The organism is Velazquezella soli, assembly GCF_977018685.1.
Map to the genome: position 1 here is coordinate 686,055 of NZ_CDRNXF010000005.1, position 24,086 is coordinate 710,140.

Annotated in this window: 19 protein-coding genes and 1 pseudogene; 8 read left to right on the top strand and 12 right to left on the bottom strand. The window is 59.1% G+C overall.

The features are described from left to right. Positions 1–86 precede the first annotated feature (86 nt). Together AC0JZ8_RS23565 and AC0JZ8_RS23570 are read right to left on the bottom strand one after the other, a co-directional pair. Positions 87–377, bottom strand: coding sequence for a hypothetical protein (locus tag AC0JZ8_RS23565; RefSeq protein WP_348635241.1), 291 nt, complete (start codon positions 375–377; stop codon positions 87–89). Further along, entirely contained in the window at positions 374–2,668 is a 2,295-nt protein-coding gene (locus tag AC0JZ8_RS23570) for an FdhF/YdeP family oxidoreductase (protein WP_430252890.1), read from the bottom strand. The genes AC0JZ8_RS23565 and AC0JZ8_RS23570 overlap by 4 nt, the downstream gene beginning before the upstream one ends. A gap of 214 nt (positions 2,669–2,882) precedes the next feature. Here AC0JZ8_RS23570 and AC0JZ8_RS23575 point away from each other — a divergent pair, with 214 nt between their 5' ends. The 3 genes from AC0JZ8_RS23575 (at position 2,883) to AC0JZ8_RS23585 (ending at position 6,332) form a co-directional block, all read left to right on the top strand. Then, positions 2,883–3,902, top strand: a complete 1,020-nt coding sequence (locus AC0JZ8_RS23575; RefSeq protein ID WP_471893727.1) for an Ldh family oxidoreductase — start codon at positions 2,883–2,885, stop codon at positions 3,900–3,902. A 232-nt stretch (positions 3,903–4,134) separates the two neighbouring features. Beyond that, positions 4,135–5,439, top strand: a complete 1,305-nt coding sequence (locus AC0JZ8_RS23580) for a UDP-glucose dehydrogenase family protein (protein ID WP_471893728.1) — start codon at positions 4,135–4,137, stop codon at positions 5,437–5,439. A gap of 101 nt (positions 5,440–5,540) precedes the next feature. Next, the gene (locus AC0JZ8_RS23585; protein ID WP_430259152.1) at positions 5,541–6,332 is read left to right on the top strand and encodes a metallophosphoesterase family protein; all 792 of its coding nucleotides are present in this window, start codon (positions 5,541–5,543) and stop codon (positions 6,330–6,332) included. 144 nt (positions 6,333–6,476) lie between these two features. Here AC0JZ8_RS23585 and AC0JZ8_RS23590 read toward each other — a convergent pair whose 3' ends face one another. Further along, entirely contained in the window at positions 6,477–7,388 is a 912-nt protein-coding gene (locus AC0JZ8_RS23590; protein ID WP_174197472.1) for a PhnA-like protein, read from the bottom strand. Positions 7,389–7,604: 216 nt separating this feature from the next. On the opposite strand from AC0JZ8_RS23590, the gene AC0JZ8_RS23595 reads away from it, so the two are divergent. Continuing rightward, positions 7,605–8,531, top strand: coding sequence for a manganese catalase family protein (locus AC0JZ8_RS23595; protein WP_113110092.1), 927 nt, complete (start codon positions 7,605–7,607; stop codon positions 8,529–8,531). Between the two features lie 49 nt (positions 8,532–8,580). Here AC0JZ8_RS23595 and AC0JZ8_RS23600 read toward each other — a convergent pair whose 3' ends face one another. Further along, the gene (locus tag AC0JZ8_RS23600) at positions 8,581–9,627 is read right to left on the bottom strand and encodes a glycoside hydrolase family 130 protein (RefSeq protein WP_471893729.1); all 1,047 of its coding nucleotides are present in this window, start codon (positions 9,625–9,627) and stop codon (positions 8,581–8,583) included. A 39-nt stretch (positions 9,628–9,666) separates the two neighbouring features. Between AC0JZ8_RS23600 and AC0JZ8_RS23605 the strand changes: the two genes are divergently transcribed. After that, complete coding sequence (locus AC0JZ8_RS23605; RefSeq protein WP_471893730.1) at positions 9,667–9,882, top strand: hypothetical protein; 216 nt, start codon at positions 9,667–9,669, stop codon at positions 9,880–9,882. A gap of 36 nt (positions 9,883–9,918) precedes the next feature. Here AC0JZ8_RS23605 and AC0JZ8_RS23610 read toward each other — a convergent pair whose 3' ends face one another. The 7 genes from AC0JZ8_RS23610 to AC0JZ8_RS23640 all read right to left on the bottom strand — a co-directional run bounded on the left by AC0JZ8_RS23610 (position 9,919) and on the right by AC0JZ8_RS23640 (position 18,967). Then, positions 9,919–12,207, bottom strand: a complete 2,289-nt coding sequence (locus AC0JZ8_RS23610; RefSeq protein WP_471893731.1) for a glycosyltransferase family 4 protein — start codon at positions 12,205–12,207, stop codon at positions 9,919–9,921. Further along, positions 12,204–13,151 (bottom strand): class I mannose-6-phosphate isomerase, encoded by a 948-nt coding sequence (locus AC0JZ8_RS23615; RefSeq protein WP_471893732.1) that lies wholly within the window; start codon positions 13,149–13,151, stop codon positions 12,204–12,206. The genes AC0JZ8_RS23610 and AC0JZ8_RS23615 overlap by 4 nt, the downstream gene beginning before the upstream one ends. Before the next feature lie 437 nt (positions 13,152–13,588). Next, positions 13,589–14,098, bottom strand: coding sequence for a recombination regulator RecX (recX, locus tag AC0JZ8_RS23620; protein ID WP_062576544.1), 510 nt, complete (start codon positions 14,096–14,098; stop codon positions 13,589–13,591). Between the two features lie 142 nt (positions 14,099–14,240). Continuing rightward, complete coding sequence (locus tag AC0JZ8_RS23625) at positions 14,241–15,251, bottom strand: HWE histidine kinase domain-containing protein (RefSeq protein ID WP_471893873.1); 1,011 nt, start codon at positions 15,249–15,251, stop codon at positions 14,241–14,243. 240 nt (positions 15,252–15,491) lie between these two features. Continuing rightward, positions 15,492–16,406, bottom strand: a complete 915-nt coding sequence (locus tag AC0JZ8_RS23630; RefSeq protein ID WP_245341363.1) for an EthD domain-containing protein — start codon at positions 16,404–16,406, stop codon at positions 15,492–15,494. 161 nt (positions 16,407–16,567) lie between these two features. Continuing rightward, a complete protein-coding gene (malQ, locus tag AC0JZ8_RS23635) occupies positions 16,568–18,391 on the bottom strand; it encodes a 4-alpha-glucanotransferase (RefSeq protein ID WP_471893733.1) in 1,824 nt (607 codons plus the stop codon). Between the two features lie 174 nt (positions 18,392–18,565). Beyond that, on the bottom strand, positions 18,566–18,967 hold the full coding sequence (locus AC0JZ8_RS23640; RefSeq protein WP_062458772.1) for an NUDIX hydrolase: 402 nt from the start codon (positions 18,965–18,967) through the stop codon (positions 18,566–18,568). Between the two features lie 99 nt (positions 18,968–19,066). Between AC0JZ8_RS23640 and AC0JZ8_RS23645 the strand changes: the two genes are divergently transcribed. Further along, entirely contained in the window at positions 19,067–19,798 is a 732-nt protein-coding gene (locus AC0JZ8_RS23645) for an MOSC domain-containing protein (RefSeq protein WP_471893734.1), read from the top strand. A 4-nt stretch (positions 19,799–19,802) separates the two neighbouring features. Here AC0JZ8_RS23645 and AC0JZ8_RS23650 read toward each other — a convergent pair whose 3' ends face one another. After that, complete coding sequence (locus AC0JZ8_RS23650) at positions 19,803–21,476, bottom strand: FAD/NAD(P)-binding protein (protein ID WP_471893735.1); 1,674 nt, start codon at positions 21,474–21,476, stop codon at positions 19,803–19,805. A 215-nt stretch (positions 21,477–21,691) separates the two neighbouring features. Here AC0JZ8_RS23650 and AC0JZ8_RS23655 point away from each other — a divergent pair, with 215 nt between their 5' ends. After that, entirely contained in the window at positions 21,692–22,834 is a 1,143-nt protein-coding gene (locus AC0JZ8_RS23655) for a glycosyltransferase family 4 protein (protein WP_471893736.1), read from the top strand. 71 nt (positions 22,835–22,905) lie between these two features. Further along, positions 22,906–24,069, top strand: a pseudogene (locus tag AC0JZ8_RS23660) (glycosyltransferase family 1 protein); the annotation flags it as partial. Positions 24,070–24,086 lie beyond the last annotated feature (17 nt).

Sequence of the window (24,086 nt, forward strand, 5' to 3'; positions counted from 1 at the left end):
TGGGACCATGGTGAGACATGACGTCCTCATGCCCGCACCGGAGGTCAGCGCGGGAAAGAGGTTGCAACCGCCTCCAACAAAGCTTTTTATTCGACGGGAACAGCCGCGCCGTCGTCAGGCCGGCGATAAAATGTCCTGAGCGTGCGTTCATCCTTGCTGGTGACCTGAAGCCAGGCACCCGGAATGTCCGTCAGTTCACGCAGCACGATCGAATGCTCGATGCCGAACAGCCGCGAAAAGCTGCGGCTGTCCCTGGCAACATCGAGTTCGAGCGCAATGATCATCCCCGCCTGTATGCCGCTGAGGCGGGGATCCTGCTGTTGCAGCCTGGCAGTGAGCGCCATAAACCGGTCTGGATCCGGCGGGTTGCCCGTCACGCCGCCTCGCGACGGCGAACGGAGACCATCACCGATTTGGATGTGGGCGTATCGCTCTCTTCGCCCGCGCTTCCGATCGGCACGAGAACATTCAGTTCGGGGTAATAGCCGGCGATGCTGCCCCGCGGAATGTCGTAGGGGACAAGGCGGAAATCAGATGCAACGCGGGCGATGCCGTCAGTGTACTCGCAGACGACGTCGACGCGTTCCCCAGCCTTTGCGGACAGCGCCTTTACGTCATCAGGGTGCATGAAGATGACCTGTCTTTCGCCGTAAACGCCACGATAGCGATCGTCGAGACCGTAGACCGTCGTGTTGTACTGGTCATGCGAGCGGAACGTCTGCAGCGCAAAGTGATCGTGGCGCTTGAGGGCGGCCTGATTGACGGTCTCGGACGGCAGGGCGATATCGGAGAAGGATGCCTTGCCCGTCGGCGTGACCCACTCGCGATGTGCAGCCGTGTTGCGCAGGTGGAAGCCGCGCGGCTTGCGCAGACGCGCGTTGAAATCCTCAAAGCCCGGAATGGTCGCCTCGATATGCTTGCGGATCAGGTCGTAATCGTCGGCCAGAGCCGCCCAGTTGATCATGTCCGAGCCGACGGTGGACGCGGCCATGCCGGCAACGATCGCGACTTCCGAGAGAAGATGCGCCGAGGCAGGCCTGTTGATGCCGGCCGAGCCATGCACCATGCTCATCGAATCCTCGACGCTGACGAGCTGCGAATTGCCGGCAGAGTTAAGATCGATCTCGGTGCGGCCAAGGCAGGGCAGGATGAACGAGACATCACCCGGCATCAGATGAGAATGGTTGGGCTTGGTTGCGACATGCACGGTGAGTTTGAGCTTGCGAAGCGCCTGCTCGACCAATGCGCTATCGGGCGTGGCGCGGGCAAAATTGCCGCCGAGCCCGATGAACGCCTGTGCGGAACCATCCAGCATCGCGCCGATTGCGGCGATCACGTTATGACCATTGGCGCGCGGCACCGCGAACCCGAATTCTTTCTCGAGCGCGTCGAGGAAGGCAGCTGGAGGCTTTTCGTTGATACCGACCGTCCGGTCGCCCTGAACATTGGAATGACCGCGCACAGGGCACAGTCCGGCTCCCGGCTTGCCGACATTGCCGCGCAGGAACATGAAGTTCGAGATTTCGCGAATGGTCGCGACCGAGTGCAGATGCTGGGTGATACCCATGGCCCAGGTGCAGATGACGCGCTCTGCCTGCATGTAGACGTCTGCAGCGCGTTCGATCGCTTCGCGGGTCAGGCCAGACTGCGAGATGATCTCATCCCAGCTGGTTGCCTCGACCGCGGCCAGATAGGCGTCGAAGCCTTCGCAGTGTTCGGCGATAAACGCGTGATCGAGCACGGACGGACGGCCGGCTGCAACAGCTGCTGCTTCCGCGGCCAGAACCGCTTTCGACATCCCGCGCACGGCGGCCATGTCGCCGCCCAGTTGCGGCTGAAGATAGTCGCTGGCGATATCGGTCGCGCCGCCACGCAGCATCTGCAGCTTGTCCTGCGGGTCCGAGAACCGCTCCAGGCCGCGCTCCTTGACCGGGTTGAAGACGACGATCTGGGCACCGCGGACCGCGGCGCGCCGCAGGTCGCCCAGCATGCGCGGATGGTTGGTACCCGGGTTCTGGCCAATCACGAAGATCGCGTCGGCCTTCTCGAAATCCTCGAGCAGGACCGTTCCCTTGCCGACGCCGATCGACTGGCGAAGAGCCACGCCGCTCGCCTCATGGCACATGTTGGAACAGTCGGGGAAATTATTGGTGCCGTAGGCGCGCACGAACAGCTGGTAGAGGAATGCCGCTTCGTTGCTGGCGCGGCCGGACGTGTAGAATTCAGCGCGGTCCGGGCTGTCGAATCCCTTGAGGATGTCGCCGATCTCGGCGAACGCGTCCTGCCATGTGACCGGGAGATAGCGATCGCTTGCCGCGTCGTAACGCATCGGATGAGTGAGACGACCGTTGAGCTCAAGCTCATAGTCGGACTGACGGCGCAGCTCGGAAACGGTGTGTGCCGCAAAAAATGCCGGTGTGGCGCGCTTTTCGGTCGCCTCCCACGAGACGGCCTTTACGCCGTTCTCGCAAAATTCGAACGAGGAGCCATGCTCCGGATCGCCCCAGGCGCAGCCGGGACAGTCGAAACCGTCAGGCTGATTGGCCTTCAGCATTGCCCTTGCACCGGACAGCGGCGAGCCGCTGTTCAGAAGCTGCTTGCCGCAGCTTTTTAATGCGCCCCAGCCGCCTGCGGCCGACGATTTCTTACCGATAAATCCTGTATCCATGCTGCATCTATTTGTCGCGGGGACGATTTGATCAAGCGGCAGAACAGCATGGCTTGATAGGAAATATCTATCGTCCTTCTAAGGGGCTCCGATTTATGGTGGTCCGTCGCGGAACTTCTCATCACCGGGATTGAAAGCGCGGCGTCTGCGGCTATTCTCGCGCCGACTGAAGCGACATCTAGATACCGAGCGGAACGGCTACGCAGGAGAGAACATGACAGAAAGTGCTGCCATCCATATCGGCTTTGACGATCTGGTCGCTTTGCTAGAGACGATTTTCGTCCGCAACGGCGTATCTGAGCCAAATGCCCAGATCCTTGCCGAAAACTGTGCCGGCTGTGAGCGGGATGGCTCGTTGAGTCACGGGATTTTCCGCATGCCGGGATATGTATCCTCTCTGAAGAGCGGCTGGGTCGATGGCAAAGCCGTGCCGGAGGTAGAGGACGTCGCCCCGGCCTTTCTCCGCGTCGATGCCAAGGGCGGATTTACCCAGCCGGCGTTCTTCGCCGCGCGGTCCCACCTGATCGAAAAAGTCAAAGCCAACGGCGTTGCGGTCCTTGCTATCCGTCGCTCGCATCACTTCAGCGCGCTTTGGCCGGATGTCGAACCGTTTGCGGATGAGGGGCTTGTCGCCCTGAGCGTCGTCAACAGCATGGCGTGTGTTGTACCGCACGGTGGCCACAAGGCGGTGTTTGGCACCAACCCGATTGCCTTCGCCTCGCCGCGCGCGGGCTCTGCTCCATTCGTCTTCGATCAGGCGTCTTCAGCGATCGCTCACGGCGACGTGCAGATCGCGGCACGCGCCGGGCATGACCTGAAGCCCGGCATGGGTGTAGACCGCAACGGAGAACCGACAACCGACCCGAAGGCAATTCTTGACGGCGGTGCGCTGCTGCCATTCGGCGGGCATAAAGGCAATTCGATCGCGTTGATGATCGAAATCCTCAGTGCGGCCCTGACCGGCGGCTATTTTTCAGGTGAGTTCGACTGGAGTGGCCACAAGGGTGCGCAGACGCCATTCACTGGCCAGTTTTTTGTGGTTATCGATCCCGAGCGGGGCGGCAATTACGCTTTTGCCGACCGTGTTGCGCAGATCTGCGACCTTGTCCTCGATGCCGGTCAAGATCGTCTTCCCGGGGAGCGGAGACATAACACTCGAAAGGCTGCCCTCGCAAATGGCATACCGCTCTCGCCCCAAAACCATGACATGCTGATGGCTCTCGCTACACCCTGATGTCTCGTATTTGCAAATGCAATTTCGCGAATATGAACTTCACCGCGCGGAAGAGAAAAAACTTGTCATCGGGGGTAACTATAACGCAGCAAACCCTTTGCCTTTTGCTTGCAAGAAAACATAAGGAGGCATGTAAGGAATGCTTGGAATCAATTTACATCGACAATCTTTAGCCTGACCTACTACATTTTAACTTGCGCAAATATAAGCGACCCAATTCTCAGGAGATTTCATGCGTATCGTAATGGTTGGATCGGGCTATGTCGGGCTTGTGTCCGGAGCGTGTTTTGCAGATTTCGGCCATGACGTGATCTGCGTCGACAAGGCCGCGGAAAAGATCGATGCCCTGAAGAATGGCGTCATCCCGATCTTCGAGCCCGGCCTTGATGCCTTGGTCGAAAGCAACGCCAGGTCCGGCCGTCTTTCCTTCACGACCGAGCTTGCGCCGGCCGTCAGCGAAGCCGACGTCATCTTCATCGCTGTTGGCACCCCCTCGCGTCGTGGCGATGGTCATGCCGACCTCGGTTACGTTTATGCTGCCGCAAAAGAGATCGCAGCTTCGATCAAGGGCTTTACCGTCGTCGTGACGAAGTCCACCGTGCCTGTCGGCACCGGCGACGAAGTCGAGCGGATCATTCGGGAAGCCAATCCGGATGCGGATGTCGCCGTTGTCTCCAACCCGGAATTCCTGCGCGAAGGGGCAGCGATCGATGACTTCAAACGTCCGGACCGCATCGTTGTCGGCCTCTCGGATGACCGTGCCAAGGCTGTGATGACCGAGGTCTACCGTCCGCTGTTCATCAACCAGTCGCCGCTGCTGTTTACATCACGCCGCACATCCGAACTGATCAAATATGCCGCCAATGGTTTTCTCGCCATGAAGATCACCTTCATCAACGAGATGGCGGACCTTTGCGAGAAGGTCGGAGCCGACGTTCAGGACGTTTCGCGCGGGATCGGCCTCGACGGTCGCATCGGATCGAAATTCCTGCACGCAGGTCCGGGCTATGGCGGATCCTGCTTTCCAAAGGACACGCTGGCGCTGGCAAAGACCGCACAGGACTTTGACGCACCCGTGCGTCTGATCGAGACCACGATTGCTGTCAACGACAGCCGCAAGCGTGCCATGGGCCGCAAGGTGATCGCCGCTGCCGGTGGCGATGTGCGCGGCAAGAAAGTCGCTCTGTTCGGCCTTACCTTCAAACCGAATACCGACGACATGCGCGACAGCCCGGCAATCGCCGTCGTTCAGGCTTTGCAGGATGCCGGCGCGATCGTGTCCGGCTATGACCCCGAAGGCATGGCAAATGCCAAGGAGATGATGGACATCGAGTTCGCAGCGGGACCCTATGAAGCAGCAGAAGGTGCGGATGTCGCCGTGCTCGTGACCGAGTGGAATGCGTTCCGAGCCCTCGACCTCGACCGCCTGAAGTCCATCATGAAAACGCCGGTTCTCGTCGACTTGCGCAATGTCTATCGCGCTCAGGAAGTTGAAGCACACGGCTTTGCCTATACGGGTGTGGGCAAGAGCATCTGAACCCGGGATCCGGCACATGGCGGTGTTGCCTTGAGCGGGACAAGCAAGAACCTTCAAAGCGACCGTAATCCCTGGCGGATTTCGAACGGGGATTACGGCGCATGCGAAAGATGATCCGCTGGTTGACCTTGCGCGCCTCACCGCAACTTGGCGAGCAGCGCAGGCGAAGGCTCGACCTTGGAAGCGAACCGTTACCCTACCCGCTTTACGCGATCGGCGATGTTCACGGCTGTCTTGACCTGCTGAAAAGGGCTGAAGCCGTCATCGCGGATGACATGAGGCGATTGGGACGCCCCGGGCTCGTTGTTCTCCTCGGCGATTACGTCGATCGGGGACCCGCATCGGCGCAGGTGCTCGAACATCTCTCGAGCCCCAGCGCTCTCGGTTTGAAACGCGTGACGCTTTGCGGCAACCACGACGATCTGTTCCTGCGCTTTCTGGAGCGTCCCGAAGCGTATATGCACTGGCTGGAAATGGGCGGCGACAAGACGCTCGCATCCTACGGCGTGGATCTGCAGCATCTGAGCCTCCGCCGCAAAGGTAGCGGCGCGTCTCTCATGCACGTCTTGCAGGAGGCGGTACCTGAAACGCACCGATCATTTCTTATGGATCTGCCTGTCAGCCTCAAGGCCGGCCAAGTCCTGTTCGTTCATGCGGGCGTGGCACCGGCCATACCGATCGAAGAGCAGCGCGATGAGGATATGATGTGGATCCGCGGGGCGTTCCTCAAGCAAGGGCCTGAACTTCCACATCTCATCGTCGTCCACGGGCATACGCCGCAGGAAGATCCTGATTATGGGATCGGTCGCATCGGGATCGATACCGGAGCAGTCTATTCCGGAAAACTGACAGTTCTGCGTATCGATGGTGAGGAGATCTCGATTCTGCAGTGAGGACCAAGCCTTCTGCACTCGTTACCATCAGATGCGCTGGCGAGGCCGATCTGCGCCACGACTTCAAGCAGACATTGTTCGCATGAAAAAACCCGCGCCATCGGCATCTACCGTTGGCGCGGGCTCGTTGTTTTGCTTGTCAGATCAGACCGTGCGGCGACCGACGGTCTCCGTTACGACCACGTTCTTCTTCGTCCCGAAGCTGCCACCGACCCAGCCGGCGATTGCACCGAGTGCCAGGGCGATGAAGCCAAGGATTGCACCAGCAGATACGGCAGTTGCCGTGGCTTCTGCTGCTTCAAGTGCCTGCTGCTTTGCAGCTTCGACGTTCTCGCGGTACGTTGCCTCATACTGCTGAACCTGCTGGCGAGCCTGTTCGACCGGGATGTTCTGCGAGCGAGCGATTGCTTCAGCGGCACGGTTGCGGGCATCTTCTGCCTTTGCCTGGTCGCCGGTTACGGCTGCCTGAACAGCGGCAACTGCAGCGTTCTGGAGAGCCTGCGGATCGTTACCGGTTGTGCTGCGGATCTGCTGCTCGATACCGGCCATCGGGTTGGCGGAATTGGCAATTGCAGGCGCTGCGGTCGACGCAGCCGTTGCTGCCGTCTGGCCAACGCCACCGATGACGCTCGACAGGCCGCTGAATGCGCCGCCGACGAGTGCGCCGATCGAGGTTGTCAGCATATAGAGGACCACGAGCGTTGTAACAGCCCAGGTCGTCAGACCATGGTAACCGCCCGTCGAGTTGCTGGGGCGGCCGGACAGGCGGCTCGAGACGTAGCCGCCAACGAAGGCCGCAATGATCCCGGCGATGACAAACCAGATGCCGCCGGCGATGGAGAAGGTGCTGGCAGTCGGGTTGTCGGACGTGACCGGATCAAGAACCGCGGCACCAAGACCGACGCCGAGAAGATTGAGCAGGAACTGCACTGCAAGCGCGATGACGACGCCTGCAAAGATTGCTCCCCAGGATACTTTGTTCAGTGCCGACGTCGCATTGACTGAGACGCCATGAGCGGTTTCGTGCGGTAGATGGGTTGTGACTGGTGTTACCATGATGGTGATCCTTAAAGCGCCTCACAGACGCGTGAGTGCGCCGTTAACAGTTTCGCCTCATTCAAGTTCCGTCAAAATCGTCGGCCAACACGAAATATTGGAACAAAAGCAACATAATCACCTTCGACGGTTAATTCTGAGCATGAGTAATATTTCCGGGGAACAAGCATCTTGCCCGGTGGTTGGGACGAGACCTACAACCAAAGGAATACCTCAATGTTCATGCGAGTTGATCAGCTGCAGGCAAATCTGCCGGCACCGAAACGTGCTGACCCCAATGCTGCCGCAGCACTCCAGGAATTGCTTGGCGGGAAATATGGAGAAATGTCGACGCTCGGAAACTACATGTTTCAGAGCTTCAACTTTCGGTCCAAGGAAAAACTGAAGCCGTTCTACAGCCTTGTTGCCAGTATCACTGCAGAAGAACTTGGCCATGTCGAGCTTGTCAGCAATGGCGTTGGAATGCTCAACAACGGCCCGGACATTCCAGGGGGCGACGAAGGCGACGGTGGCGATATTTCGGGCGCACCCTTCGAGGATATGAAGGATATGCGGTTGGCCGCGGCTTTTCTGTCCGGTGGCGGTGGAGCGGCTCCGATCAACAGCAACGGCGTATCGTGGAATAACGATTTCATCACCAGCACGGGCAATGTCGTCGTCGATCTCTTGCACAATTTCCATCTGGAATGCGGTGCCCGACTGCACAAGCTGCGCGTCTACGAAACGCTGACGGACCCGACGGGTCGCGAAGTCTGCGGCTATCTTCTCGTGCGCGGTTCGGTTCACGCCCATGCCTACGCATTGGCGCTGAAGAAAATCACCGGCGTTGAAATTGAAAAGTTCCTGCCGACGCCAAACATTCCGCTTTCCAAGATCCCGGAATGCCAGAAATACCTGGATGAGGGTTCGCATCGCCGGCTCTACACGTTCAGCCCGAACGACTACAAGGAAATGGCGGGCATCTGGGGCAATGGCGAAGTCGCCCTCCCGAACGATCCTCCGGGCGAACTCGAAGTGATCGATGGCATGCCCGACGGTGGCAAGATCCATCAGTTGACCGGCGTTCCCTCGGCATTCACGCCGGATTACGCGCCGGAAGAAATGTTCGAGATCGCAGAAAAGCTTTACAAGAAGTCGCGTTAATTCAGTCGGCGGCGGGGACTTTGGTTCCCGCCGTTTTTCATTGGACGTGTCACCCGTCCAGGGTCTGCAGCAGCTCCGAAATCCTGATCGTCGAGAAGTTGGAAACCGTATCGCAGACTGCGTATGGCAATATGATCAGGTCGCCGTGCCGCATTCCACCGCATGTGTAGACGACGTTCGGGACGTACCCCTCACGTTCCGACTTTTCCGGACGAACGAGCGGATCGCGTGACCGGGCGAGAACCTTCGAGGGATCCTTCTTGTCGAGAAGTGCGGCCCCGATCGCATACCGACGGACCGGGCCCACACCGTGTGTGAGAAGCAACCATCCTTCGTCGAGCTCGATGGGGGATCCGCAATTTCCCATCTGCACGAACTCCCAGGGAAATTTGGGACGCAGGATCGCTTGGCCGCCGTTCCATTCGTGCAGGTCGTCGGAATAGATCAGGTAGAGATTTTCGTTGTCCTGCCGACCGATCATCGCGTAGCGACCATCAATCTTCCGCGGAAACAGCGCCATCCCTTTGTTCATCGCCGCGGTGCCGGTCAACGGCGTCATCTTGAACGAGATGAAGTCGCTGGTCTGGAGCAATTCCGACCGGATGGCCTTGCCGCTGTAAGCGGTATAGGTCGCATAGAACGTCTTTTCCTCATTCTCCTCCGTCTCGAATTCGACGAAGCGTGCATCTTCGATGCCGTTCGACTGAGCTGGTGTCACCGGAAAGATGACGCGTTCGCTGATATGCTGGTCGGCGCTGAAACTGAGTTCGACGCTCTCATCCGGTGAGCCGGACAGCGGCGTTTGGATCGTTGGGGTGGATGCAAGCCGTGCAGTCGGTTCTATATCCACGCCGCCATCGGGCGCGATCAGTCCCGTGCGGAACGTCAACGAGGAGACATGCCCCTCGCCGACGGCGCGCAGGCTCAAGACAAACCGGCGGCTACCCTCCGGCACGCCCGATTGGTCCGGGTGAGCGACGATACTGGGGTTGAACAGTGCCGAGGCTTCAAACGAATATTCGTTGAGGAAGTAGGCCCCGATCAGCTGTCGCTGCGTCGGGCTGAAAACCGTGTGCGGCGCAAAGGCTTCTTCCATCTCCTTCGCGCGTGCTTCGAACGTCGCCAGGAGGTTACGGTGGCGGCCCTCAAAATTCTCGAGCACGTCCGCAAGAAGAAGATCGGCGGCCTGCGGTTCCAGCGCCAGCACCCGATCGACAATAAGGTTCGCCCGGGTTTTGTCCGTCGGGTTCAGATCCCGGGGTTCGGTGGCGGGCTTGAACGGACGCACGACCACGCGCGAGGAATCGGGTCGCAGGAAGAGCGATTGGCGGTTGACAACAACGGCTTTTGACAAAGCGATCTCATTTCATTTGAACGGAATTCGGGTTCAGGCACTCAGAGCGTGCAATTGGGAGGAGATTGCCGATTGACTGCCGCTCCGCACGATCCTGCGGTATTCGACGAGGCCTAAGAGGTAAGCGAGCACGGACTCGGCCCCCCTGTTCTCGTTGGGGCGTGCGCGATGCAGCCCATCGCGACAACTTCCGGTGTCAATGTCCACGAGCGGGAGGGAAAGGTCATTGGCACCCGTAAACCAGTCCAACGCCATCCGTGCACTGCTTTGCCATTCGGGGCGTTTCTCGGCATGCCAGGCCGTCAGGCAGGCAGAGATGGTTGCGGCCGCCTCGACCGGCTGCTGGTCGAAATGCTGTGGCGGCAAGCCGACATCACCGAAACCATCCGAACCGACCGGGCGGAAATGCCCTGTCCGTGCAGTCTGCATCGTCATCAGCCAGCGCAGGCTCTGCAGGCCAGCGGAGATATGGGTTGGCTTCTCAGCGGCCAGACCCGCAAGGATCAGAGCTTGCGGAAGACGGGCGTTGTCATAGGACAACCCCTCTTCAAACCACGGCCGATCCGGTGTGGCCACACGCGAGAAAAGCGCCATCAGCCGATCTGCAAGAGTGGACCGAACCCGTCGGGCATTGATGTCGTGTCGCCGGGCCGCGCAATATCCGTCCAATCCCAGCAACGTGAATGCCCAGGCGCGAGGTGAGGTGAAATCGACTGCTGTCGGAAGGGCTTCGGCAAACAGATCGGCAGCCCAGTTGCGTCTCGCCGAACTGGTGTCGTTGAGTGCGCATTGTCCAAGCGCCCAGAGGGTGCGGCCATGGCTGTCTTCCGAGCCCTTGTCTTCCAGCCATCGCCGGTCAAGACCGATGAAATTGCGAAAGTGCTTTTGATCCGGGTTCCACGCATGCTGGACAAAGGACGCAAACCGCGTGGTCAGGATATCGGGCAACTGGGTTTCGCCGGAGGCCATGAGAGTGACTGAAAGCAGCAGCGCCCTGGCATTGTCGTCGACGCAGTAACCATGCGACCGGTCCGGGACAGAATGGACGGCATGCTGGAATAGTCCGGTGTCGTCACACATCGACAAGAGGTATGCGAACTGGAGCTCGGGCACACCGGGCGAGCCGAGGGCCGACGGCTTGCGGCCAACTGGCGGGACAGCACCGGGCCGGATTTTTGGCTGGATGACCGCCTCAAACAGCGAGAGGTATCGCTGGCCCGTGCGCTGCCAGGTCATAGACCGACTGGCGGCATAGGCGCGACGGCGTATCGCGTTGCGACTGTCATCGTCGGTCAGCAATGCTGCGATTTCCCGACCGATCGCCTCGGAATCGCCGAACGGTACGAGAACGCCGGAGCCATCCGCAAGGAGCTCGCTCGCGTGCCAGTACGGGGTCGATACAACGGCTTTGCCGAGCCCGAAACTGTAAGCAAGCGTGCCTGAGGTCATCTGGGCTTCGTTGAGATAAGGCGTCGCGTAGACGTCGCACATCGAAATGAAGTCGAGGAGGGTCGGCAGGTCGACGAAACGGTCGAGGAAGACCACATGGTCTTCGATGCCGAGATCCTTTGCACGCGCTACGAGCGACTGTCGATACGTCTCGCCCTCGGTCCGCACAAGATTCGGGTGGGTCGCGCCAAGCACGACGTAGACTGCGTCCGGCCTGCTCTGCAGGATCACCGGCATCGCGTCGATCATGACCTCGATGCCCTTGTTGGGTGACAACAGGCCGAACGTCAGGATAACGGATCGACCCTCAAAGCCGAGTTTGGTCTTCGCCTCGTCCGGCTCGCTGAAGGCGATTTCCGGGATTCCGTGCGGGACGAACTCGATTTTCTCCGCCGGCACATCATAGACTTCCTGCAGCAGCTCGCGCCCCCGCGCGGCCATCACCACCACCTTCGACGAGATATCGACGATATTGTTGAAGACCCGGCGCTGAGATGGTGTCGGTTCGGCAAGAACCGTATGCAACGTCGTTACGACAGGCATCGTCAGCCGTGACAGCAGCGCCAGGATATGACTTCCGTCATTGCCTCCGAAGATGCCGAACTCGTGCTGGAGGCAGACGATATCGAATTTCTCAGCGTTCAGGTATTTCGCGGCTGCGACATATTCCGCGAGGTCGTCGTCCGCGATCTGCAGATGGACGCTGTGCGGATAGTCATACACCTGGCCATGATCCGTCATGGCAACAATCGCCGTTTCGACGTTTGCCGAGGTTTTCGATACCGCTTGCTCAAGATCCGCCGTGAAGGTCGCGATGCCGCAGCGGCGCGGCAGCGAGTTGCCGACGAAAGCGATTTTCCTGGTCTGGGTCATGACAGCGTCTCCGTTGAAGGGAACGCTGGAACGTCCGCTAAGGGTTGAACAATGGTCGTCTTCCTGAGATCCGGCATGTCCCGGAGCGGACCGACGTACTGCAGCAGGTTTTCCCGGGCGTCTTTGCCGGCATAGGCGAGCAAAGCTGTGATCGGAGCAGCACCGGCTTGTATAGATGCGTCTTCCGCTTCCAGGAAAACGGCATCACCAAGCTTCAGCTGCATCGATCCTATCGACGCTTCGCCCGCAAGGAGAAGCAGCCAGCATTCGCTTTCGGCCTTGAGTTGCCACAGCGTGTTTGCAGCAAGTGTCACCCGCTCGAGCACGAAGAAGTCGCAGGAGACGAGTAGCGTTCTCTCTTTCGTCAGATGACGCATCGGTTCCTGGCGCGGTGCCGGTCCCACCTGCGCCACTGAAACTGCCTGTTCGATATGGAGTTCACGCGCGCTTCCATAGTCGAAAAGACGGTATGTCGTGTCACTCGCCTGCTGGATTTCGGCAATGACGAGCCCCGCACCGATCGCGTGGATGGTTCCGGCAGGGACGAAGAACGCATCGCCCGCATAGGCTTTTTGCCAGTTGAGCAGGCTACCGATCGAACCGTCGGAAATGGCGTCGCGCAACTCCTCCGTGGACACGGGCGTTTTCAACCCGATCCCCACTTCGGCGCCGTCGTCAGCAGAAAGGACGTACCAGGCTTCCGTCTTGCCGTTCCTCATGCCGACTCCCTGGGCGGCCGCGTCATCCGGATGAACCTGGATCGACAGCGCCTGAGACGTGAACAGCAACTTGAGCAGCAGTGCAGAAGCGTCACGGTCTGGACCGTTGCGCGCGTAGCGCAGCTCGCCAATGACAGTCGTGCCGTCCGACTGGCTCCACGGCTTCAGTTCACGACGGCCCCACGGCTTTGCTGCGGGCTGCACGCCTAGATGTTCTACCGTCATGATACCTCGTGGGTATGCCGCTAAGATCAGTTCGATCTGAGGTCGGTAGCTGCGCCAGCAAATCAGGTGGAACGGTCGCTATCGCAACGATGTCAGGTTTTGAAACGCGCCCTGGGATATCGGAACCCGCCGGGCAATTCGCGCCGGCGGCCTGTCAGGCTTTGCGCAGGCATACCTGATATAGGGTTATGTCCTACGGATTTCAATTTTTAAATAAAATCAGCCACCAACCGCAACAAAATCAAATTCTTCACGCATCAGAGATTTTATAAATTATAAGTATATTGGTAATTTACTTAGCTGGTACTGATGAGATACGCTTTAAAAGCGCAAAAAATGCAAAAGTGTACTATAGACACGCATTTCTACGACTTAGGAATACGCTGCAACATCTAGCCAGCATCGCCCCAATGACCGGAGAGCTGTTCGGCGCTCCTTCACACCACGTCTTCGCTCAGGACTACCTCAGCATCGTCGCGATGCATCTCGAAAACCTGCCTCCCGATTTCCGAGCTGAAGCCTGCGCGTGCAAACGATGCGAGCTCCTTGGCCTTGCGTTTCTGATCGAGCTCCACTCTCCTGAACGGGCCAAATGCCCGCTTTCGCGCGAGCACGACCGCGGCACGCAGATCGTTCACGTCAGCGACTGCCTCGGAGGCGGTTTCCCGGTCTATTCCCTTGATCACGAGCCGCTGCGAAATCGCGCGTTTCGACCGGCCGCTTCGTTGCGCAGAACGGGTCGCGACTTCTGCGTAAGCCTGATCATCGAGAGCGCTGTTGTCATATCCGAACTTCACGGCAAACGCCGCAAGCGCCTCGACCTGCGCATCGCCGATGTCTTCGAACTTTTCCCGCGCCTTGCGCGTGATCGCTTGCCGGAGCTGCTTTTCCGTGTGCATCCTTTTGGACAGACGATAGATAGCGGAGTTCCGCGCCCATGACAGCATACGCGTCGTCGGGATATCCGATACGGGTTTTTCAGCAAGCTCGTTGCTGCTATCGTCTGGTAAAGGCTCCAAAATCAAGTCCTTGTTCCAGTTGTATCACGCGATAACTGACAATCAGAGAACCTTGTTGTATCAACCGCGGTCAGGTTTTTTCGAACTGGATCCTGGACAAGGGCATTGCAGTTGTCACGACGACACCATCCGGCTCGTAATCGGTCGTGGCGGTTCCGTAAGAGTTCAGACTTGACGCGATGAGCCGAGAGCCAAATCCCTTTCTGGTCGGGATAGCGACGGGTGGCCCGCCGACTTCCCGCCAAGACGAGATTAGAAAATCCTCTCCCTCCCGGGCTTCGATTGTCCATGCAATCTCGATGTGGCCATTGCTCTCGGAGAGTGCGCCGTACTTGGAGGCATTCGTGAAAAGCTCGTGCAGCACCAGCGAGAACGACAGGGCAGCCTGGGGATCAAGCTCGATCTCCGGTCCCTCGATCCGGACGCGGTCGGAACCCTCAAGACCAAGGTTGATCGTTGCGGCGTTCACGATCTGGCCAAGCGTTGCGCTCACCCAGTTCTTCTGAAGCAAAATATCGTGTGCCGAGGCATAGGCCGACATGCGCGACTGGAGCTTCTCACCGGCGTCTTCGAGCGAGGCCGCATTGCGGATCGACTGCGTTGCAATCGACTGCACCACCGAGATGGTGTTTTTCATCCGGTGACCGAGCTCAAGCATGAGCAGGCGTTGCTGGTCGGCCTGTTCTCTTTCCTGCGTTCTGTCGCGAAGGATTTTGATGAAGCCTATGACGGTATCGTCATCGGATCGCAACGCCATCATCTCGCCGGACGCCCAGAAGGTTGAACCGTCCTCGCGCAGATGCCATCGCTCGTCGCTACCACGTCCCTGGCTCAGGGCGGCAGTCATCTCCCGTTGCGGAATGCCCTGCTCGCGATCCTCGAGCGTGAAGAAAGCTGTGGCCGGCCTGCCCACCATCTCGTCTGCATCCCAGCCGAGAACACGCCGAGCACCCTCGTTCCAACTGGTCACGAGACCATCGAGATCCATCGAAATGATCGCGTAGTCGATCGCGCTCTGGACGATGGCTTCGAGATACCGCTCTCTTGAGGAAATTTTGTCTGTGGGTATCTCGATCTTCATCAACTGGTCTTTCGCCATATCGGTCCCAACGTGGTGGCACGAACCAGCTCAACTGGGGAATTTTAGCACTATCTGCAATCCCTATTCAAAGAGGATCGTGGAAATCGTGTGGCACAAGATCGGCCTCCCGTCGAGCCGCCATAGGCGACCCGATCTCGAAGCTGGCGGCGAGACGACAGTTCGCATCGTCGGCGTCTCCCGCCCGAGCCATACAGCGGAGGAAAGCACCGACAGCCAGTCTTACAATTCGCCCTTATGAAGAAGGGTGCGAACATCGTCGGAGACCTGGTTGGCGGCTCCCAGCGTCTCGATCAGCTGCGCCTGTCGGCTTCCTCTCAATCCCGCGGTCGTCAGCTGCTTGTCGCGGACATAGGTATAGATGCCGCTTACTGCGAAGGCAGTCGCATGGCTGATCTGGGCTTTCTGGTCGGAGAGCGTGCTCTGGAACAGATCGCCGCCGTAGAACTGCCGACGAGCAAGCGGGCTGGCGAATGCGAGCTCCAACACCGCAATGTGCCGGCGCTCGTCTGGAACAGTATGATCGACGCCGGGAGCAGGCGGTGCGGGTTTTGCATTGTCGTAGACATCGGGCAGGTGCAGACGCACTTTCATAGCGGCAGGGTCTGAGGAAATCTTCTCGGCAAGGTTCGTCATGAACGTTGCAAAGGCGAACGCATCGCCTGTCCTGGAGCCGAGATGGACGTGGATGCGATCAAGTCCGTCGTCTCCGTTGGGAACCGGGTCGGCGCTGCGATCGATGAGTGTGGTTGAGCCCTTGGGAAGGGCATAGGCAACGGTTGCTGCAAACATGTTCTGCTCGTCCGCAAACAGGATCGAGCAGGCGTCATTGAATTTCTTCTGGTCGGCCGCCGTCTCGAAGCCGATCTCGACGCCGCCGTCCAGGACATAGTTTTCAAATGGCGAAACCCCGTCGATTTCAGGCCAGAGATGCGCGTCCTGTTCGCGGTTGAAGTGGTTTTGTACATACCATCCAAGCCCGGGGATTCGGGAACAGAGCGGGCCATGCACATCGCGCCAATAATTGGCGAACGTTTCGTGCGGCACTTTTGGACGACGAAGGACGGTCGTGTAGGTGTTGATCGCTATGGCGGCATCGCGCGCCGCAAAATTCGTGTCGTTCGATGAAATGGACAAATGAAACTCCGATTCTTTGCACGGGGAGAACATGCAGAGGTTTCGGTTGTTCCTTTTGCCCCAACATTAGAGCCGGCAGACGAGCGGACGCAGGATCATCGCATCGGAAGCGCGCCGTCACCGAGTGACGGCGCGCTTCTATTGCTCCCAAGACCTAGCTTTTATTTTCGCCGCGCGGCCGCAACCTCACCCAGGATGTCATGCAGTTCCGGGAGTGCGTCGAGCTCTTCCAGCATGACGGACAGTTTCGGTTTCCAGTTCGGATAACTGTCGCTCGTGCCAGGGACGTTGGTGGGCTGCTTTTCGTCCGTGAGATCGGCGAGCCGTACAGCCATCAGGAGGGATGGCGTTCTGGCAACGAAGGCATGGGCAGTCGCCGCCAGATTTCTACGACTGGAGTGATCGACCGCTTCCGACCCGATAAGATCGGCCGCCCGGAATGCGGAAAGCACGTCGCGCCTTTCGCTCTTTCTCTCGCTCTTCTGCTGACGGGCAGCGTCCTCCGGCACGAGATCGTTCTTTTCCCGCATCATGACGTCAGCTGCCCGCCACCAGCCGGAAAACGTCTGGTGGTCATGGGTTGATACACATGCCAATGCCAGCGCCGGATACTGGTCGGGCGGATGGAAGCCCTTCTTTCCCTGCTCGTAAGAGAGAATTCTGTAGGAGAGAATGTTGGCTGCCTCCAATTCTCCCTGCAGCCCTTGCGGCAGATTGCCGAGATCTTCTCCGATGACGAGGCAGCCATATGTGTTGGAGAGGTCCGCAAGCGTCTTGATCAACGCTTGTTGGGGGTAGCCGACATAGGCACCCTCTTCGGGGCTTTCTCCCGATGGCACAAGGAAAAGGCGCCGCAGAGCTGCTGCATGGTCGATGCGAACCGCGCCCGCGTAGCGCATGACACCTTCCATCGTGGTCTCAAATGGGGACGGATTTCCCGAAGCGATCGCCGAAGGGTGAAACGCTGCAAGCTGCCAGTCCTGACCATAAACCGCCATGGGATCTGGCGGACTGCCGATGCTGGCACCTTCGACATAGGCATGACGGCTGCTCCAGGTGGCCGATCCGTCCAGTGCCTCGCCGACGGCGACGTCGAGATAGAGGCCGACGCGCATGCCTGCAGCCTTTGCACGAGCTGAAGCCTTGGTGAGCTGCCCATGTGCCAGATACTGGAGCCACAGGTGGAAATCGACGCGATCGCCGTGCGTTTCCGCAAACAGCTTTACCGTCTCCGACTGCGGATCCTGATATTCTTGCGGCCACGCCTTCCAACCGACGCTGCCCCCAGATGCGACAAGGGTCTCCGAGATCGCCTCGAACAGGGCGTGCAGCCTCAGTTCAGCGTCGCCTTCCCTGCAGAAATCCTGAAACGCGGGGTCCTCTCGGCGTTTTTCTGTCGTCCAGATTCTGTAGAGCACCTCGCGCTTGATCCGCGCGACATTCCCGTAGTCGACCAGTTCAGTTCGTTGCAACCGGGCAATATCTTCCTCCAGCTCAGGCGAGCTTGCGAAGCCGTCGATCCGATCGACAGCAATGTAGAGGGGATTGAGAAAACGCCGGTTGGAGGGTTCGTAAGGACTGCACCGTTCGGCAGCGGCCATGAACGGCGCATGGAGCGGATTGAGACCGACGAAGTCGGCACCCCAGCCTGCGGCGAGATCAATGAAAGTGGACAGGTCGTCAAAATCGCCGATCCCCCAGTTTCGGCGCGATCTCAGTTCGTAAAGCTGCAGCGCCACGCCCCAGACCCGCTCGCCTTGGAGATCAGGAAGAAAGCACTGGGGTTGACCGGAGGCTTCGACCGAGGCGGTCTGGTCCTGGTCGTTGTTTTGCGGGTACCGCTCCAGCGACGCGAGGATTTTCGCCCGGCCGGCTGTCGAAACGGGCACGTCATTGCCCTGGGGTGAGGGTCTTTTGTTTTCGATATCGTAGGCCTCGGAGCTCTTGCCCCGATCGAGCATGGCGTCGTCAATATTCTGCTTCATTAGCCCACCTCGTCAATATTATACGGTCGGCAGGCAAAGCATTCAGCTTTCCTCCAACGTCGATTTCTGAGCCCAAACCGTCTGCGGGTTGAGGAAGTTCCCCGGCGCAATGCCCGGACTAGGAAAGAGTTTCTGCTCTGCGAGGTACATCACGCTGCAGCGGACGAAATTGCGCTACGAGTCCTGCAGCATTTGCAGGATGACAGAGCGGTACTCCGGCATGGCCAGTTCCATTGCCTCGAGGTCTTCCCGGCCAAACCAGCCCAATTCGGAATGCTCGGTGCCGAGCAGGGAAGCCTGTCCACCTTTCCAGAGCGGTACCGCATAGGTGTGGAAGGGCGATTTCTGCTTTTCGTCACGGCTCTCGTACAATGTCGCGACCTTGTTGAAGGCAAGTGGCGTGAGCCCCACCTCTTCCTCGCATTCCCGCACCAGAGCCTCGTCCAGGCCCTCGCCTTTTTCGACATGACCGCCGACCAGATCCCACAAATTTGCCGACCACTTTCGGTGCGATGCGCGCCGGACAAGCAGGATCTTTCCATTTCCGACAAAACCTGCGCATACGATCTTCGCCATTGTTTCTCCTTTGTCCTGTCGAAGCGTTCGCAGGCATTGAGGGAACCACCTGTGGCAAATTCAGTTCCCTGCCCTTGAGACGCATTGACGAGGGTATGAATGGCACCGCCGCAATTTGGGACTATCGAAGAGATCTGGCGCTACCCGGTAAGCTCGCTTGGCGGCGAGCGTTTGACCTCCGTCGAGCTGGGAACGGACGGAATCGAGGGCGATCGTTCATGGTGCGTTGCTGATGCGCAGTCCGGCCATCCGGCGGCGCCCGAGAAAGAAGCTCGCTGGAAACCGGCACTTTTCCTCCACTCGAGATCAGGTCGAGACCGGCCTGAAATCGGATTTCCGGATGGGGAGTGGCTGCGTGTCGGAGAGAGAGATACCGATGCGAAGCTGACCCTCTATTTCGGCTTCGAGGTCGAAACGCGTCCCTATGTCGCGACCGGCGATGCACAGACGGCCGTCAACCGTTATGAAGTGAGCCCGGTCCATCTCGTGACGACCAACTCACTTCGACACTTGTCCACGATCGTCGGAACCGACGATATCGACAGCCGCCGGTTTCGCCCCAACGTCGTGCTGCGAACGCCTGCGGCCGAGGGCTTTGAGGAGAAGTCATGGCTTGGAAGCCGGATGCAGATGGGAGGAGCGACCATCCACATCTGCGAAGAAGCCAAGCGGTGCGGAATGACGCTGATCGCGCAACCCGGGCTTCCCGAAAACCCCGACGTGCTTCGCTCGCTGTTGCGACAAAACAAGCGAAACTTCGGCATCTACGGCGATGTCGAGATACCCGGGAAGCTGACATTGGGTGACCCGGTCGAGATCGTGACGGGCTGACGCCTTAAGCTTGCGCGATGATCAGAGGCGGCGCGTTCGATTTCAGGATCGCTTTCGAAATCACCTCGCCGATATCGCGTGCGCTGGTGATTCCCTGCACGAACGGAAGCTTGTGCAGCAGAAAAGCGATCGAACCGCAGTAGAGGTTGTTCGAGAGATTGTCTTCGAACACCAGCCGGAAATCGTCGTCGAGATCGATCCCTCCTGTCCGGACGATCTCCTGCTCGGCGCCATCAAGAGAAAACGCAGCCTTTGTTGCCGCTTTTCGAACGACACCCTGGCCAACGAGCGTCGGGAACGGAATGTCGCGGGCCGACAGCTCGTGCTGTCCTGTGGCGTCGATGAAAGCCCCAAACCGAAGCTCCCGGCCTTCCGTGCGAACGACAGCTCCGCGCTCGACGCTCTTGTTGTCGATCTCGCTGCTGTTTCCGAGCGCTACGATCTCAAGCTTGCCGGTGCGATGGAGAGCGAGCAATCGGCGGATCGATTCATGCGGAACCGTCGCGTAGTCATCGATGAAGACGGTCTTGAAGTGCATGTGGAACCGCGTGAGGTCATCAGCGTCCAGATGCGGTATCGCCTTCGCAATCACCTCATGCATCCGCAGGATGGCATAGCGCCATTCCACCGTCTGCTTCAGCTTCTTGTTCAGGTCGGCTTCGGCGAGGTTGCGAGCAGCCCAGGCAAACGGGTCGTTGGTTTCCCGAGCGCGGAAATAGGCGGGCGCGATCGTCTCAACGGTCAGAAGCGACAGGCCGATGCTTGCTGCATAATCCGGATCGCAGGCCACTAGCTCCTGCTTGAACAGGTCGAAGATCGCATCCAGAAGATCGAGCTTCCGCGTGGCGATCGCGTTTTCGATCGCCTGTTCGGTACAGAATGTCAGCGGGCGGTACGGGATTTCGCAGTAGAAATCGGCTTCGGGCAGCACCCCTTTGCGCGACATCATCGTCGCGCGATAGGCTTCTGTTCCCGGCAGCGGCTCATACTGAAGATCGCCCTGCCCATCGAGCATGAAGGCGCCATGTGCGGTAGAGACGGTAATCAGCGCATCGATGCCGCTCAACGACGTGCCCAGAATGCCGAGATTGCATGGAGGTATGGTTTTGAGAAGCGGTGCCGGCCACGGCGACATGAAGTAACCGGGCCGCACCTCGGTGGTCTCCGGCCAGTCGTGGCCAGTCGCCATCACCACGTGATCGAAACCGAATTCCGCCGGTTCGTCGTCCAAGGCTTTTACGCTCAACCGGATATCGTCCGTGCGCAGCTCGATATCGACGACACGATGCCGCGCCTTGAGGTGCATCACGTGGCCGTTGGCGGTTGCGGCAGTCAGCAGCTGCTGGAACTGCGCGTGCAGGAACTCTCCCAGAACCACGCGCGGATAAAACTCCCGCTCGCTGATGGCATCGCGTTCGACGCCGAGATGCTGCAACTCCATATCCGTCTGACGGCGAAGCCACTCGGTCAGCGTTTCGCAGATTGGCGGCAGCTCGATGCTGGCAATGTTGGAGAGCATCGCCGCATCGTTGAGATCGGGGCGATAGGGGGTTCCCTTGCCGGGTTCCGCGTCGCTTTCGAAGATGGTGATCTCGAGCGGTTCAGACTTCCCGATGAGGCCCTTCAGCGTGTAGATGCCGGTCGGACCGGATCCGATGATTGCAACTCTCAAAGCCATATGCCCGATCTATCCTTGCAGGAACCAGAAAGTCTGGAGACTGCGCCAACAAGGCTGATGCCTCGAGGTTCCTTCACGACGCAACGATCGCCGCTCCACGTCAGAATTAAGGTCCGGCTGTATGTTGCCTGACAGTGGAACCGTTCCCATTTCCGGAAGTTTGTGACGTCGAACATCGCCATCCCGTTCTTCAGTGTCAATGATTAGAGACGTGTATGAGACCACGGCGTATTGTCGTCATCAGTGATTTTCAGGATGGAAGCTGGAGCGGCGAAGACCTCCCGTCTCCTCGAAGCTTTGGAACGCTATGGTCATCAGGTTCACGCGGATCTCCTCCCCTGTCCATTCCGGATACGAACGACGTGGTTGTCGACGGCGGCTATATCGAGCGGCTTCCACTCGCAGCCCTCAAGGACGGGCTGGTCGATTGCGCGGAAATCTGGACGCATTGGCGCGGCGGTGATCCTCCGCCAGAGTGGCGTTCCGGCAATCCGTCGCTGGTGCGCCGTTCATTCCGGATGAACGGTCCGGAGGCTCCCTTTGCCTCGAACGACATGCTCGGGCATATCGAGGCGTTCGGCGCCCCCGACATACTGTGTGTCTGGGGGCTTGGGGTGAGCGAGGAGATCATGCTTGCCTGTCGCGACAGCTTTAAGATCTACAACTCCATCGACGCTCCGGCACTTCGCGTGCCGTTCGAGGTCAGCCGTCATTTCGATCTCGTGATCACGGGAGCGGAGTGGCAGTCGGAGGTTGTTCGCGCCCGGCATCCTGACATGCGCACAGTCGTGATGCCGATCGGACCGGAGTTCGCATCCGAGATGACATTCCGGCCGCTGAACCTTCCGAAGATCTATCACGTGATCTATGTGGCGGCCGCCCAGCCCTACAAGCGCCACGACATGCTCTTCGAAGCGCTGGGTAAGCTACCGCGGTCGCTTCGGACCCTTTGCGTCTTCGGTTACGGAGAACTCGTACCGGAGTTGAGGCGCCATGCGCACGCGCTTGGCATCAATGTTGATTTCATTGAGCCGCCGGGAATACCCTTCGACGACGTCAACCGGTTGATGAACCAGTCACGGATCGGCGTCGTCTGCGGCGTCGACGACGGAGCACCTGCCATTCTCACCGAATATATGCTGGCCGGCATTCCCGTCCTCGCCAACAGCGCGCTTCGGTGCGGTTTACAATACATTATGCCGGAGACGGGCCGAATGGCTTCGGAGCAGGACTTTCACGACGGTATCCGGGATCTGCTCGGGCTCGCCGACGGGATGAAACCACGCGAGACAGTGCTGGAAAACTGGACGTGGCAGCATAGCATCAGCCGCCTCCGAGATTTGATGAACGACAGGTAACAGAATTATGATGAGCGTCCGGAACTTTGCTGCCCAGGCTTTGTTTGGCGGCATCTGTTTCGAGGTGCCTGATGAACGTTCTGAATTCCTTCCCGCAAACGCCTGACGCCTTGCCGATCGACACGCCGCTCATCTGCTTCTCGCATCTGCGATGGGACTTCGTCCTGCAGCGGCCGCAGCACCTGATGCAGCGCTTCTCTCAGGATCGTCAGGTCTTCTTTTTCGAGGAATTCATTCCAACCGATCATCATCTTGCCTACCTGGAAATTCACCCATTCGCCGATACGTCCGTCAAGGCGATCCGGCCAAGAGTTCCGCATTGGTGGAGCGAAGCCGAGCGGGATCGGGCGCTTAGCCGCCTGCTCGACGATCTCATCCTGCTTCACGGTGGTCGGCGGCCGATACTCTGGTTCTACACGCCGATGATGTATTCTTTCGCGCAGCATGTGGACGCGGCCGCGGTTGTCTACGACTGCATGGACGAGCTGGCCAACTTCAAGTTTGCGCCGCCTCAACTGAAGGATATGGAAAACGCGCTGATGGCGCGCGCGGACGCGGTCTTTACCGGAGGGGTAAGCCTCTACGAGGCAAAGCGCGATCTGCATGACAACATCCATGCCTTCCCATCCAGTGTCGATTCGCACCATTTCCGCGCAGCACGAAACTCAGTTGCCGATCCAAGCGATCAGGCAAAGATCTCTCACCCGCGGTTAGGCTTCTACGGCGTCATCGACGAACGCCTCGATCTCGACCTGATCCGCGCAGCGGCTGCAGCACGACCGGACTACTCCTTCGTGTTTCTCGGTCCGATCGCCAAGATATCGCCGTCCGATCTGCCTCGCGCGGCCAATATTCACTACCTCGGGCACAAGTCCTATGCCGACCTGCCGTCCTATCTTGCGGGTTGGGATGCGGCGCTGATGCCGTTTGCGCTCAACGAGGCAACCCGTTTCATCAGCCCCACCAAGACGCCTGAATATCTGGCGGCAGGGCGACCGGTCGTCAGCACAAAGATTGCAGACGTCGTTCGTACCTACGGTGATACGCCGGGCGTGTTTTTTGCCGACGATGCCGACAGCTTTGTCAGCGGATGCGATGCCGCGCTTGCCATTGCCCGCGCCGATACGTCCTGGCTCGAAGCGGTTGACAGGATGCTCGCGCGCTCGTCCTGGGATGCCACGTTCAAGAGCATGGCGACGATTGTCGACCAGACGGCTGTAGATCCTCCATTGCCATCTGCGCTGCTGGGCAA